This is a genomic window from Pelatocladus sp. (genome assembly GCF_059505505.1).
In genome coordinates, this window is the sequence record NZ_JCACKS010000200.1 from 1 (window position 1) to 14,373 (window position 14,373).

11 protein-coding genes and 1 pseudogene are annotated in these 14,373 nt (G+C 41.1%); 7 read left to right on the top strand and 5 right to left on the bottom strand.

From position 1 onward, the window contains the following. Window positions 1-654, top strand: a 654-nt coding sequence (locus AC5JMK_RS15325; protein ID WP_495910480.1) for a sensor histidine kinase, incomplete at its 5' end; no start/stop codon positions are given. A 142-nt stretch (window positions 655-796) separates the two neighbouring features. Further along, window positions 797-1,252: a hypothetical protein gene (locus AC5JMK_RS15330; protein ID WP_096679057.1), complete on the top strand. Its 456-nt coding sequence runs from the start codon at window positions 797-799 to the stop codon at window positions 1,250-1,252. 353 nt (window positions 1,253-1,605) lie between these two features. Here AC5JMK_RS15330 and AC5JMK_RS15335 read toward each other — a convergent pair. Further along, window positions 1,606-1,905: pseudogene (locus AC5JMK_RS15335) on the bottom strand (aldo/keto reductase); the annotation flags it as partial. A 136-nt stretch (window positions 1,906-2,041) separates the two neighbouring features. Here AC5JMK_RS15335 and ilvA point away from each other — a divergent pair. Beyond that, window positions 2,042-3,553 carry a threonine ammonia-lyase, biosynthetic gene (ilvA, locus tag AC5JMK_RS15340; protein ID WP_096676602.1) on the top strand — a complete coding sequence of 504 codons (1,512 nt, stop codon included), beginning with the start codon at window positions 2,042-2,044 and terminating at the stop codon, window positions 3,551-3,553. 23 nt (window positions 3,554-3,576) lie between these two features. Here the strand turns inward: ilvA and AC5JMK_RS15345 are convergent, their stop codons facing one another. The 3 genes from AC5JMK_RS15345 to AC5JMK_RS15355 are packed head-to-tail and all read right to left on the bottom strand — an operon-like array spanning window position 3,577 to window position 7,207. Further along, the gene (locus AC5JMK_RS15345) at window positions 3,577-4,374 is read right to left on the bottom strand and encodes an ABC transporter permease (RefSeq protein WP_096676601.1); all 798 of its coding nucleotides are present in this window, start codon (window positions 4,372-4,374) and stop codon (window positions 3,577-3,579) included. Continuing rightward, window positions 4,374-5,081, bottom strand: coding sequence for an ABC transporter ATP-binding protein (locus AC5JMK_RS15350; protein ID WP_495910481.1), 708 nt, complete (start codon window positions 5,079-5,081; stop codon window positions 4,374-4,376). The genes AC5JMK_RS15345 and AC5JMK_RS15350 overlap by 1 nt, the downstream gene beginning before the upstream one ends. A 20-nt stretch (window positions 5,082-5,101) precedes the next feature. Further along, window positions 5,102-7,207 carry an acylase gene (locus AC5JMK_RS15355; protein ID WP_495910482.1) on the bottom strand — a complete coding sequence of 702 codons (2,106 nt, stop codon included), beginning with the start codon at window positions 7,205-7,207 and terminating at the stop codon, window positions 5,102-5,104. 341 nt (window positions 7,208-7,548) lie between these two features. On the opposite strand from AC5JMK_RS15355, the gene AC5JMK_RS15360 reads away from it, so the two are divergent. The 3 genes from AC5JMK_RS15360 to AC5JMK_RS15370 are packed head-to-tail and all read left to right on the top strand — an operon-like array spanning window position 7,549 to window position 10,436. Then, window positions 7,549-8,580, top strand: a complete 1,032-nt coding sequence (locus AC5JMK_RS15360; protein ID WP_495910483.1) for a FecCD family ABC transporter permease — start codon at window positions 7,549-7,551, stop codon at window positions 8,578-8,580. Further along, window positions 8,577-9,617, top strand: coding sequence for a FecCD family ABC transporter permease (locus AC5JMK_RS15365; RefSeq protein WP_096676597.1), 1,041 nt, complete (start codon window positions 8,577-8,579; stop codon window positions 9,615-9,617). The genes AC5JMK_RS15360 and AC5JMK_RS15365 overlap by 4 nt, the downstream gene beginning before the upstream one ends. 12 nt (window positions 9,618-9,629) lie before the next feature. Continuing rightward, window positions 9,630-10,436 carry an ABC transporter ATP-binding protein gene (locus AC5JMK_RS15370; RefSeq protein WP_096676596.1) on the top strand — a complete coding sequence of 269 codons (807 nt, stop codon included), beginning with the start codon at window positions 9,630-9,632 and terminating at the stop codon, window positions 10,434-10,436. Window positions 10,437-10,514: 78 nt separating this feature from the next. Here the strand turns inward: AC5JMK_RS15370 and AC5JMK_RS15375 are convergent, their stop codons facing one another. Beyond that, on the bottom strand, window positions 10,515-11,690 hold the full coding sequence (locus AC5JMK_RS15375) for an MFS transporter (RefSeq protein ID WP_495910484.1): 1,176 nt from the start codon (window positions 11,688-11,690) through the stop codon (window positions 10,515-10,517). A 621-nt stretch (window positions 11,691-12,311) separates the two neighbouring features. Here AC5JMK_RS15375 and AC5JMK_RS15380 point away from each other — a divergent pair. Beyond that, window positions 12,312-14,210, top strand: a complete 1,899-nt coding sequence (locus AC5JMK_RS15380) for an ABC transporter ATP-binding protein (protein ID WP_495910485.1) — start codon at window positions 12,312-12,314, stop codon at window positions 14,208-14,210. The last annotated feature ends 163 nt before the right edge of the window (window positions 14,211-14,373 follow it).

The window sequence follows — 14,373 nt, forward strand, 5'->3', positions numbered from 1 at the left end:
TGCCTCGTAACATCATTTGAGAATCCCTGCGGCTTTAGTCCAGGGAGTACGTCAACGACTGAAATTCTTCAACTTCCTGGTTTGTCACCCCAAAAGCAGCAACAAAAGGTTGAGGAAATAGCCAGCGCTGGACAACAACTACAATCGCTGATTAATAGCTTGCTGATCATGGCAAAGTTAGAATCTGGCAAAATGTCTCTCAACTACACAGAAGTAGACTTGAGTGCTATTTGTATTTCAGCTGTAGCAGATATTGAAGCGATCGCTGCTCAAAAAAATCTCACCCTTGTAAGTGAACTACCTAAACCTGGTGGAGTTGTGAAAGTAGATGCAGCGATCTTTCGGCGAGTCTTGGATAATTTGCTTTCTAATGCGATTAAGTTCTCGCCGTCAAACTCTCAAGTGATTATACAGGCAGAATATTTAGAACCAGGTGCTAAAGTGCAAGTTGTTGATTCAGGCCCTGGAGTCAGTAAAGACTTACAACAAAGAATTTTTGAGAAATATGAGATTGGAACTCTGGTGCAAGAAGTTTCGCAAATTGGTTTAGGATTAGCTTTTTGCAAAATGGCGATTGAAGCACATCACGGTATTATCAGAATCGAAGACAATCATCCACGGGGTAGTGTCTTTACGGTATTGCTTGAATCGTGACATACTCCCACACCACAATCTTTAATTTGGTGTGGGCTTTTCACCTCGCAAATCAGAATTTTGTAGTCAGTTTATCTTCAACTTTTTTAAGCCTTTGTTAGCCTTCGGATATAAACCGGATAGAGGAAAATCGATATTGCTAGTGCAAAAACGTAATCTAATCTATCTATTATTTACGCTGCTCTTATTGGGTATTCTTGGCTTTTCTTATGTTTCACAGCGATCGCCTATAATCAGTTGTCAGCAATCGGAATTTATTTCCACATCAACAAGTAATAAATTCTACATTCATCCAGAAAAAATTATTGTTGAGCCTTGGCGCGGTCGGCATCATGTGTATGCTATCTTCATGATTCCCAGTGGACACATCAATGATCATTTTCTGAAAGTGACAATAGAAGGAATCAATAGCATCTGCGGAGTCATGACATATCTCGGTGAAAACACCACAGACGGTATTAATGCCAAGCCAGGATATTATCTGAGCAAGGGATGGTTGCAAACTCGCATGGCTTTATGGCTAATGTTTCAAGGCAAATATAAACAGTTAAAAGACTCAGATAATTGGATACTGGGATATACAAAAAAGCAATATTAGTTGATGAATTCAAGGTTGTGCAGCTTTTTGTGAAAATCACAATTTTTCTAAATGAAATCGCTTACGGTTGGGAGGATTTAAGAATTTTAATTGCTGAAAATAACTGTTAAACATCAAAGTTGGAGCTTTGAGCTTGAGTGTTCTAGTTCAAAGCTTGAGTGTTCTAGTTCAAAGCTTGGTGATTCTAGTTCAAAGCTTGGCGATTCTAGTTCAAAGCTTGAGTGTTCTAGTTCAAAGCTTGGTGATTCTAGTTCAAAGCTTGGCGATTCTAGTTCAAAGCTTGGCGATTCTAGTTCAAAGCTTGGCTGTTCTAGTTCAAAGCTTGGCTGTTCTAGTTCAAAGCTTGGCTGTTGTGAGCGATCGCAAGCTTCTATAACTTGATCATACTTGAGATGGTTAGCAAAAACTTTAGTGGCATATTCGGCGCGATCGCGAACATCAGATAATGCTTCAGCAACAATACGTTCTGAGTGTCCATCACCATATACCTCAGCAGTATCTATCGTAGTAATACCTGCTTCAAAAGCTGCACGTATGGTTCTAATCGAATCTGCATCTTCAATTCCCACCCACGCTTTTTTACCAGCTTGCCAAGTTCCCATCAATATGGGTGTAATTTTAACTTCCGATCCACCCAAGCGTCGCTTTTGCATGTTTCGATCCCAATTAATAATACTCTTTTGATCTTAAGCATCCGAAGGTTATCACAGTTATTCCAAAAGTCACAAAACAGGTACACAACTGCCGTAAAATGAACTCTATTCGGCATCTATCAACCTGTTCACGCCCATGCTTTGTGATTATCTGGTACAAATTCTGACCGCTCGCGTTTACGATGTTGCCCAAGAAACACCATTAGAATACGCTCCAAATTTATCTGCACGGTTGAATAACAAGCTACTACTAAAACGCGAAGATATGCAGTCAGTATTTTCCTTTAAGCTGCGTGGTGCTTATAACAAGATGGCAAATCTACCCCCAGATCTGCTTGCTCAGGGTGTAATTGCTGCATCTGCGGGAAACCATGCTCAAGGTGTGGCTCTTGGTGCGCGCGAATTGGGAACACAAGCAATTATTGTTATGCCAGTAACCACACCCCAGGTAAAGATAGATGCAGTCAGAGCGCGTGGCGGCGAGGTGGTATTATATGGTGATACCTATGATGATGCCTATACTTACGCTCGTCAACTTGAGGCAGAAAAAGGCTTAACTTTTATTCATCCCTTTGATGATCCCGATGTCATTGCTGGACAGGGAACCATCGGTATGGAAATTCTCCGCCAATACCAGCAACCCATCCATGCAATTTTTGTCGCGATTGGGGGAGGTGGATTGATTTCTGGGATTGCAGCTTATGTAAAACGGTTACGTCCAGAGATCAAGATGATTGGGGTTGAGCCAGTAGATGCAGATGCTATGTATCAATCACTGCAAGCTGGTCAACGGGTACGTTTGTCCCAAGTCGGCTTATTTGCTGACGGTGTAGCAGTACGAGAAGTAGGAGAAGAAACCTTCCGACTGTGTCAGCAGTATGTCGATGATATCATTTTGGTTGATACGGATGATATTTGTGCAGCAATAAAAGATGTGTTTGAAGATACAAGGTCAATTGTAGAACCTGCGGGAGCATTGGCGATCGCAGGCGCTAAAGCCTATGTAGAACGAGAACAAATTCAAGGACAAACATTAATAGCTGTTGCTTGTGGCGCGAATATGAACTTTGATCGCCTCCGCTTTGTTGCAGAACGAGCTGAACTAGGTGAACGCCGTGAAGCTATCTTTGCAGTAGCAATTCCAGAAGAACGGGGAAGTTTGCGCCAATTTTGTGAATGTATGGGTAGACGCAATCTGACTGAGTTTAACTATCGAATTGCTGATCAAAAAGAAGCTCATATTTTTGTCGGTGTGCAAATCGAAAATCGTAGCGATCGCGCAAAATTGGTTACAACTTTTGAAAGTTGTGGATTCAAGACAATTGACTTAACCGATGACGAACTGACAAAATTACACTTGCGCCACATGGTAGGCGGACATTCTCTTCTCGCTCACAATGAATTACTCTACCGCTTCGAGTTTCCCGAACGCCCTGGCGCATTGATGAAATTTGTCAATTCTATGAATCCCAACTGGAATATTAGTATGTTCCACTACCGCAACAACGGGGCAGATTACGGGAGGATTGTAGTAGGAATCCAAGTTCCTCCTCACGAGATGGAAAAGTGGCAGGCTTTTTTAGATACACTTGGCTATCGTTACTGGGATGAAAACAAAAATCCGGCGTATAAGCTATTTTTAGGTTAGAAAAATGGGCAAACAATAGCAGCCTAATCCAGCTTACGTAATAAATCTGTGAACTGGTGATCTCGATTAAACAAAACAAGAAAAGCTAGGATGACAACACCCATAGTGGCGATCGCAACTCCTGCTGCCTGTGCAAAAATAATTACAATCTGGTAGCGGATAGCATCACTAGGATTTGCCCCAGCGAGAATTTGACCAGTCATCATTCCTGGTAGGCTAACTAATCCCATCACCATCATCGAATTAATTGTAGGAATCATTCCGGTTCTCAGAGCTTCTCTAATAGTTTGATGTGCTGCTTCCCAACGAGTTGCACCAAGAGTCAGTAGCGCTTCTATTTCAAAACGCCGACTGGTTAAATCCTCCATAAACCGATCTAAACTCAAAGATGTACCAGTAAGGGCATTACCCAAGACCATACCCAAAAGTGGAATCAGATACTGAGGCTCGTACCAAGGCTGTACGCGCAGAATACCGCTAACTATTATCCCCGTGACTAAAAATGAACCGCTCAAAAGCGAAATAAAATTGTTCAAATAAATACCATTAAATCGTCTGCGCGTACGGTTGACACTAGACACTACAGCAATAACTGTCATGCCCAAAGCCAAAAGTATGATCAAAATAGGATTACTGAGAGTAAACACCCACTGCAAAATGTACCCTACCATCAACAACTGTACTACCATCCGTAGTGAGGCTATCCCTAGACTCTGCTCCAGTCCCAACCGTAAACTAAAGGAAAGCACTATATTGATAACAATAAACAAAGTCGCCAAAGCCAATTGTCCATAACTAATCTGGATATAATTGGTTTCCATCAATCTTTTTCCTTTTCCTTCAAGGTAATTTGGCGATTGGTAATACGTTGCAACTGAGTAGAATCATGACTTGTCCAAAGATACGCTCTGTGTGGTTGTTCATTTTGCCAAGCTGCAACTAAAGCCTCTAAACTTTGAGCAGTTAACGCATCCAGTGAGGCGGTGGGTTCATCTAGTAGCAGTATAGAAGGTGAAAGTTGCAAAGCTCGTAAAAAAGCGACTATCTGCGCCTCACCGCCAGAAAGAGCGCTCACCGGACGCTGTAAAAAATCAGGCGTTTTATGCAAAAGATCTAGATAATTGAGAATCAATTCGCGATTGTAAACTAGATGACGGTGGACTGCTAATCGATAAACTTGCTGGAGATTTTCCTCTACAGCTCCTTCCCAAAGAGCTGGTCGCTGATGCAAGTAAATAATTTGGGAACGATAGCTAGGCATAAAATAAGAGCCAATATCCTGTCCCTGAAACATAATTTTTCCTGCTTGCACTGGATCGAGACCAGCTAATGTCCGTAACAGTAGGCTTTTCCCAGAACCAGAAGCTCCAACCACTGCGATTTGTTCACCTGAAAATACTTGAAAATTTAGGTTACTCCAGATCCAGCGTTCCTCAACTTTTCGACTTAAGTCTTGGACACAGAGAATAGGGTTGTTGGGAGACAATTCTAGCTTAGTAGTCTGGTTTTTGGTAAGTTGATTTTTCATAGCTGTCTCCCGATTAATTTTTAGAATAGTTTGCGTTCTTCTAGATGGGCAAGAATATCTGAGCGCGATCGCCATACAGGACGCAGCTTTTTGTTGGCAAACATCTGTAACTGGTCGTTAGTATGGGGTGATCCGGGTTGAGTTGCATTACCATAACTAGTTAGTGCCATTGCTCGTATTGGGTTAGAAAATTCAATTGCAGCAACATACGAATCACCAGCAACCGCTTGGAACTGTCCGTTTTCACTAGGAGCAAAATTGATCGCACGGAAAATTCCCAAGTTACCATCTCCACCATTTGCAGGCAAATCCACATTACCCAACCTTAAGCGAAAAACTTTTCCCCACGCTACATCCAGCGTCCCATAAGTTTTTTCTACCTGAGTTGCTACTGCTTGGAGTGTTGCAACTGCAATTTTTGGATCAGCTAAACCATCGGGTGTGGTGCGGGGAGATTTTTCACTCCAAGGTTTACTAAACGTTTTATCCAAGTCCATTTGTTGAACCCAAAAGGCAAATAGTACTGCTCCCCGACTATCTACATTCGCTTGGCGATCCCAGGTTTCCAAGACACTAGCTGCTCGCCGTCCTAACTCATTACCATACTTGCGTGCAGCCGGAATTAAATCATCCAGTATACGATCAGCCAATTCCATGCGAGTAGAGTGCTTGTCTGCAACCATTTGATCAAAAGAGATTTTTTTATCCTCAGCCAACATTTTTACAGAGCGTTGTGAGCGGAAATCCATGAAATGAGGAGCTATGTAAGGCGGATAATTATCAGGATTAATCGCGACTGGAAACGTAGTTGTCCAAGGTGGGTCATTTGTATTTTGCAACCAGCCACTTTTAGGATCAACTATGCGCGGTAAATCTTGGTAAGGATGAATTTTTGTCCATAAGGTTTTAGATGTATTTCCTGGGATTATGCTTTCCCAGTATTTGAAATCACCATTTGAGCGCACTGGAACTTGACCATTGAATAGGTGCATAATATGCCCTTGTTTATCCGCATACATCACCGTAAACATTGATAGTTGTAGGCGCTTGAGTGCGGTTTCAAATTGCTTGAGGTTTTGGGAACACGCCATATCCCACCACTGCTGGAGTACACCTGGTCGGTCAAGACCTGCAACTCTCAGTGCAAAGGCTTTACCATTTTTCTCGGTGACTACAGGGCCGTGGACAGAACTTTTCACTACTAATGCTTGCTCTTCCAAAGAGCCATTTTTCTGCTTCACCTTCAACGAGAGGGTTTTTGTGTCGAAGTTACGAACTTTGCCATCAAAGCGATAACCTTTACTTGCCAGTGTAAGTTCATAAACATCCCAGCCATCGTAGGTGTTAACAGTGTGAGTCCAGCCTAAGTTGTTGTTAAATGCGATCGCCAATACAGGAATACCGACAAGTGTTGCTCCGTAAGCATCAATTCCTGGTGCAGTGATCTGAGCTTCATACCACAAAAATAAATCTGACCAAGGTAGATGTGGGTTTGCCAAGAGCATTGCCTTGCCACTGGTAGAATGACTTGGTGCGATCGCCCAACCATTTGATCCTGCTGGCGATTTTTCTTTGCTTAAGCCTAATACTTGCTCTGGATTGACTACAAAGGTGAAATTGAGTACCCGATGTAGGTGAGCCATGACATCTTCTGGCTTGACAGGTAGCACCACTTCCACTTCATCGTCAATCAACTTCGGATTTTGGGAAGCATAAGCATTGATCCCAGCCGCAAAAGCATCAAGATAACTCCGAAAAGTAAGACTTTGTGCCTTGTACCAAGTACGAGCGCGTTCTGGTATTCCTGTTGTCAGTACCCATTGGTCTGACTGTGTGTATTCCTCTCCCCAGTATTCGGCTGCGCGTCCTCGTGCTTGACCATAGAGACGCAAAAGCAAATCTCCATGACTTTGCATTTGCGACCAACCGAAAGCATAAAATGCACTCTGGTTATCTTTTCCGTATATATGCGGTACTCCAAAGGTATCCCATAATATCTCTGTAGATTTTGTTGGTACGGCTATAGTGCGACTGCCTACAAACAAAACCATTATCAAACTAAGTATTAAGGGTAAAACACGTATAGATTTTCTTTCGTTAACCCTGAGTAAAATATCAATCCTCATTACCACCACCATGTGCAGGTGTAACGCCTGGTGACTGAAACTGCATAATCGTTATTTGTTATTTGTCAATCCAAAATCCAAAATTGTTTGACGAATAACAAAGCAGATTCAGGTTGATCTAACAATACCACTTTATTGAGAAACTATATCAAAGCTTAAACACAATGCCTTATCCGTGTTTTAAAATCGTTAAATAGCTATGTGTTCTCCAAAATAATGTAATGTATATATAAATTTATCAAGAAAGATTATCAATTCAATGATTAAAAAGCTGTTAAATATTGAGAGTGCCAAATAAAAAACAGATAACTAGCACCAGTGTCATATCTTCAAGCCACAGCATGACAAAAACAACTACAGCATTACTTAGAGGCTGGAAGATGCCTCCGATAAAATCCTTAGTAGGTCTGCTTCTGGGACTGATACTCCTACTAGTTTGTTTAGTATACAGCGTCACACTAGGAGCAGCAGAAATACCTTTGGATAAGATTTTGGCATCTTTTGTCAGCTTTGATGGTTCCTATGAACACTTAGTAATCCAGACTGTAAGATTACCGCGATCGCTCATCGCTATTCTTGTGGGATCAGCCCTTGCAGTATCCGGAGCGTTAATGCAAGGTTTGACGCGCAACCCCCTGGCAGACCCAGGAATTTTGGGAATAGAATCAGGAGCAGCACTGGCTGTAGTTGTAACAGTTTTCGTTTTGGGTAGTTCATCTTTGAGTGTTTTAACCATTGTGGCTTTTTTGGGGGCAGGAGCCACAGCAATGTTAGTTTACTTTCTTGGTTCTCTAGGACGGGGAGGAGCTACCCCACTGAATCTAACAGTAGCAGGCGCAGCGCTGACGGCTCTGATTTCTTCCCTTACCACTGCTATTCTCATCGTCAGTCAACGCACCTTAGAAGAAATTAGATTTTGGTTAGCCGGTTCATTGGCAGGTCGAGATACTAATATATTCTTCCAAGCATTACCTTTTGTCGCTATTGGACTAGTAGTTGCTTTTGTTCTTGGTAGACAGATTACTACCATGAGTCTCGGTGAAGATGTAGCCAAAAGCTTAGGTCAACAGACAGCTTGGATAAAAATAATTACCGCGATTAGTGTTGTTTTACTAGCAGGAAGTTCAGTATCGCTTGCAGGGCCAATTGGTTTTATTGGCTTAGTCGTTCCTCACATTGTGAGATTTTTCATTAAAGCCGATTATCGTTGGATTTTGCCTTACTCGGCAATTGTAGGCGCAATTTTGATCCTCGTTGCAGATATTGGCGCCCGTGTGTTATTTAAACCACAGGAATTACCTGTAGGTATCATGACAGCAGTGGTTGGCGCTCCTTTTTTTGTGTACTTGGCTAAGTCAAAGGTGAAAAAATGAGTTTTGATTGGCTAGTCATCCGTTCCCAGGTGATATCTTTCCGTATCGACCGACGTGTACCACTGATACTGCTATCTTTGGCAGTAGCGATCGCATTAGCAATGGTAATAAATTTAGGACGGGGTGAATATCCAATTTCACCTTTAGATATTGTCAAAACTGTATTGGGTATAGATACAGGGAACCCAGATCATGCTTTTGTAATTTATAACCTGCGTTTACCTCGTACCCTTGTTGCTTTTATGGTAGGAGTGGCGCTGGCGATTTCTGGCACTATTTTTCAAGGGCTAACACGCAATCCATTAGCTGATCCTGGTATTATTGGCATCAATGCTGGGGCAGGTTTGGCAGCAGTAACGGTAATTATTTTATTTCCATCAGTACCAATTTACACTTTACCTTTTTCAGCCTTTGCTGGTGCTTTGTTGATGGCTGGTTTAATTTACTTGCTGGCTTGGAACAAAGGTAGTTCTCCGATTTTATTAATTTTGATGGGTATTGGTTTATCTGCGATCGCCACTGCTTTCACCAACTTGATGATTACCTTTGGGAATATTTATGACGTTAGCAATGCTTTGGTTTGGTTGGCTGGGAGTGTCTATGGACGCACAAGTGAGCAAGTGTTTTCTTTATTACCCTGGTTAGTTATTTTCGTACCATTAGCTTTGACCTTAGCAAGGCATTTAAACGCTTTAAATTTAGGAGATGATGTCGCTAAAAGTCTAGGTAGTCGGGTAGAGTGGCAACGTGGTTTACTAGTGCTAGTAGGTGCATCCTTAGCAGGTGCAGGAGTCGCTACCGCCGGAAATATTGGTTTTATTGGTTTAATCGCACCCCATTTAGGACGACAGTTGGTAGGTGCAAATCATGAAGGTTTGATTCCTACCTCAGCATTGTTGGGGGGAGTTATTGTTGTCATGGCAGATTTTTTAGGACGAACATTGTTTGCACCTATCGAACTTCCCTGTGGAGTGGTAACTGCTGCTGTTGGCGCTCCTTATTTTCTGTATTTGTTAATTCGTAATCGCAAAAAGTAACTAGAGTAACTTATGAAAGGACTGTCAACCAAAAACCTATCTTTAGCTTACGATGGTGCGACGATTATTCGTGACCTGAATTTGGCAATTCCCACCGGACAAATTAGTGCTTTAGTTGGTGCTAATGGTTGTGGTAAATCAACTTTACTGCGGGGTCTGGCAAGATTGCTTAAACCTTATAGCGGTACAGTGTATCTTGAAGGAACATCTATTTTGAAGCTTTCCACCAAAGAAGTAGCACAACAGTTGGGTATTTTGCCACAAAGTCCAGTAGCACCAGAAGGGTTAACAGTACGAGATTTGGTAGCACAAGGACGTTATCCTTATCAAAATTGGTTACAGCAATGGTCAGTCAAAGATGAAAAAATCGTGCAGCAAGCGCTAGAGATTACAAAGTTGTTGAAGTTGGCAGATCGAGCATTAGATACTTTATCTGGTGGACAACGACAGCGAGCTTGGATTGCAATGGCGCTGGCGCAAGATACAGATATTTTACTTTTGGATGAGCCGACAACTTTTTTGGATTTGGCACACCAGATAGAAATTTTAGATTTGTTGTATGAGTTGAACCAGACTCAAAGACGAACAATCGTGATGGTGTTGCATGATTTAAATCAGGCGTGTCGTTATGCTGATTACTTAGTTGCTGTCAAAGATGGTCGAATTTTTGCTGCTGGGGAACCAAAATTAGTGATGAGCGAGCAAATGGTACAGGAAGTTTTTGAGTTGGAGTGTCGGATTATTTCTGACCCTATTGTAGGCACACCAATGTGTGTACCGATAGGACGCAAGGGGAAAGGAAATAACAAACATCAGTAGGCTCAACAACAATCAAACTATACAATTTATTGTGAGCGATCGCGTGCCTGTTTAGCTTGCTTTCCCTCCGGGTTAGGATTATCGCCTTCTACTCCCTAACAATAATCCAGTAGCCACAACTGCAAAAACACTTCCAGTCACAAAAGCAGCTTTTGGAGTAAGTAATTCCCACAGGCTGCCTGCCAAAATACTTGCAATCAACAGCGCCACTCCAATAGCCAAGTTAATAAACCCGAAAGCAGTTCCCCGCAGATTTGAAGGAACTGTTTGTGCAATCATCGCCGACAATATGCCCTTGCTCATTCCCTGATACAATCCATACAGCGTAAACAATACCCACACTTGCCACGAGGCAGAAATAAACGCAAAACCCAAATATGTCAAAGCATACAGGAAAAACCCACTCGCTAGCAGCCCCAACCGACCGATTCTATCAGATAATAATCCAACTGGATATGCACTCAAAAAGTAGGTAATATTCATTACAACTATTGTTAAGGGTACTAAAGCAGCCGATACCCCCACTTGCTGTGCTTGCAACAATAAAAAAGCATCGCTGGAGTTACCTAAATTAAACAGAAAGGAAACTGCAACTAACGTCCAGTATTCTTTGCCCAAATTCTTGAGACTATCTCTATCTAGAAAATTTTTCTGTGTTTGTTCAAATTCTTTTTTGGGTTCATGTATAAAAACAGCCAGTAAAACTACAGCAAAAATACTTGGTATAAGTGCTACCCAAAAAACTAACTGAAAGTTTTGCCCAAACACAGAGATCAAGATAAATGCAACAATTGGTCCCGTAAATGCGCCAATGGTGTCAAGGGACTGACGCAAACCGTAAGCTGCTCCCAGATTGGCTTTATTGGTAACATCTGCGACCAATGCATCTCGAGGAGCAACGCGAATACCCTTCCCTACTCTGTCTCCAAAACGCGCAATCAATACCCAAGCAGGACTAGTGGCTATAGCGAATAAAGGTTTTACCAAGGTGGATAAACCGTACCCAAGCACAGCAAGTTGCTTGCGTTGTCTAAAATAATCGCTTAATATTCCAGAAAATACTTTTAATACAGAAGCCGTTGATTCTGCAATTCCTTCGATAAAGCCAACGGTCAACAAGTTTGCTCCTAAAGTGGAAACAAGAAATAGGGGCAAAATTGCATCAATCATCTTAGTGCTAATATCTGTCAACAGACTAACAAAGCCCAAAATCCAGACATTGCGCGGAATATTGTGTAAAGTTTGATGTTTCACTACTTTAATGGTGGAATAGTAATAATTACAGGACTTACGCACGGGAGCATCCCAAATGTTTAAAATCCCTACAGACTAGAAGTCTAAGGGCTGGCTACACAGACATAGACGCCCGTAGGGCGAAACATCGCTCTTGTTTTTTGAGAAATTGTGATAATCCCCTTCCGCGCAGATCAGGTATTCCCGTCATTGCAAGGTTAGGAAGCCATCTCAAAATCTTGTTTTACTCATGACAAATACGTAATTCCTAAGTTATTGCTTATTATTTATAATCATTTATTTTCGTTTTTTTGACAATTTATATCATTTGTAAGGCAGAAGCTGCTACTCTAGAAAAGAGTAATTTATTGATTCACAAGACCTCTTGCAAAAGTCGAATGAACCCCCTTCAATCCCCCCGTTCACGGGGGGAAGATTTAGTTCCCTCCCCGTTTACGCTTAGGGTTAGGGTGGGGTAAAAATATTTTTGCAAGAGGTCTACAGATGTACATAAACTTTTTTGCTGTAGCGATGTAGTTACATAACCCTTGATAATATTTTTAGGATTTTTTATGGGATAGATTATTGAGATATTTGTTTTAAGTACCGTATCAATCACGTAACTACAAACAACAAACAGTCGTGACAGTAACATCAAAATCTCCTAGAGTATCTAACAAGCATAGGAATTCAGCCCATCCCTTACAACGCTTGCTAAATTATGGAAGCCAATATCGCCAACAAATTTGGCAAGCAACAACATTTTCTATCATCAATACTGTTTTAGACTTAGCACCACCGTGGTTGATTGGGACTGCGGTAGATATTCTCGTAAAGCAGCAAGATTCTGTAATTGCAAAGTTGGGAGTTCAAGAGATATTTTGGCAATTTTTGTTGCTTTCATTTCTCACTGTGATTATTTGGATGCTCGAATCGCTTTCTCAGTACGCTTATGATAGACTTTGGCGGAATTTGGCACAAAATATTCAGCATAATTTACGCCTGGATGCTTACAATCATGTGCAAGAATTAGATTCAGCTTACTTTGAAGAAAGCAGCACTGGTGGCTTGATGTCTATCTTGAATGATGATATTAACCAATTAGAAGATTTTTTGAATTATGGAGCCAATGACATTATTCAAATTAGCACTTCCATCATCATTTTAATTGGCGGTGCTTTCTTGATTCTACCTCCTTCTATTAGCCTCGCAGTAATGTTGCCAATGCCATTTATTGTTTGGGGTTCCTTTACTTATCAAAAGCGTCTAGAAGATCGTTATGCTGATGTCCGAGAAAAAGTAAGTTTTCTGAATTCACGACTAGCAAATAATCTCAGTGGGATTAATACAATTAAAAGTTTCACTGCTGAAGAATATGAAAGTGCTAGATTAGCAGGAGAAAGTGAAGCATATAGAAAGAGTAATATCAAAGCAATTAAACTTTCTGCGGCATTTATTCCTTTAATCAGAATGCTAGTTCTAATAGGGTTCACAGCCTTACTATTTTGGGGAGGTATGGCAACATATGCTGGTACGATATCTATTGGTAATTACAGTGTTTTACTTGTTTTAGTACAGAGATTATTGTGGCCTTTAGTAACATTGGGGGAAATCTTTGACAAATATCAAAGGTCAATGGCTTCTACCAATCGTGTCATGAATTTATTAGATACTTCTATCAACATTATTAGGGGAAATATATCTTTACCTATTGATAAAATAAATGGTGAAATTGATTTCCAGCAAGTCACTTTTGCTTATCACAATAGAGAGCCAGTAATTACAAATTTATCTTTACATATACCCGCAGGTAAGACTACTGCAATTGTTGGTTCTACAGGTTCTGGTAAAAGCACTTTAGTGAAATTATTATTGCGATTTTATGACATTTCTTCAGGAAGAATTACTATTGATGGTATTGATATTCAACAATTAAATTTAGGTGATTTGCGTCGTAGTATCGGCTTAGTCAGTCAGGATGTATTCTTATTTCATGGGACTGTTGCTGAAAATATCGCCTACGGCACTTTTGATGCTACCGATAGACAAATAATTGAAGCTGCAAAAATTGCCGAAGCCCATGATTTTATTATGCAGCTACCCCAAGGTTATGAGACAATAGTTGGCGAACGAGGTCAAAAATTATCTGGTGGACAACGCCAAAGAATTGCCATCGCCAGGGCTGTTTTGAAAAATCCGCCGATATTAGTTTTAGATGAAGCCACATCAGCAGTAGATAATGAAACCGAAGCTGCTATTCAACGTTCTTTAGAAAGAATCACTGTTAATCGAACAACGATCGCGATCGCTCATCGTCTCTCCACTATCCGCAATGCTGATTGCATTTATGTCATGGAATATGGGACGTTAATTGAGTCGGGAACTCATAAAGAATTGTTGGATAAGAACGGAATTTATGCTAATTTGTGGCGAGTACAGTTGGGGGTGCATCGTCATAGACAAGAACTTGTACAACAGGATAGTCTGTCTGTTGATGATAAGCAGCAATTGCTGCCGCCTACAATACTTGGTAATGATTGAAGATTGGGGGACGCATTGATACACTCCTCAAACAGCACTCAGATCACTTAAGAGCCTCTACAAAAAGTACTACTTTTGTCAACTACTTTTACTAGACTGGCTCTCTAGGTGCAAGATTTCAGTAAACAAACTCCCAGATAAAATGTAAAAGTTAAAACATGTA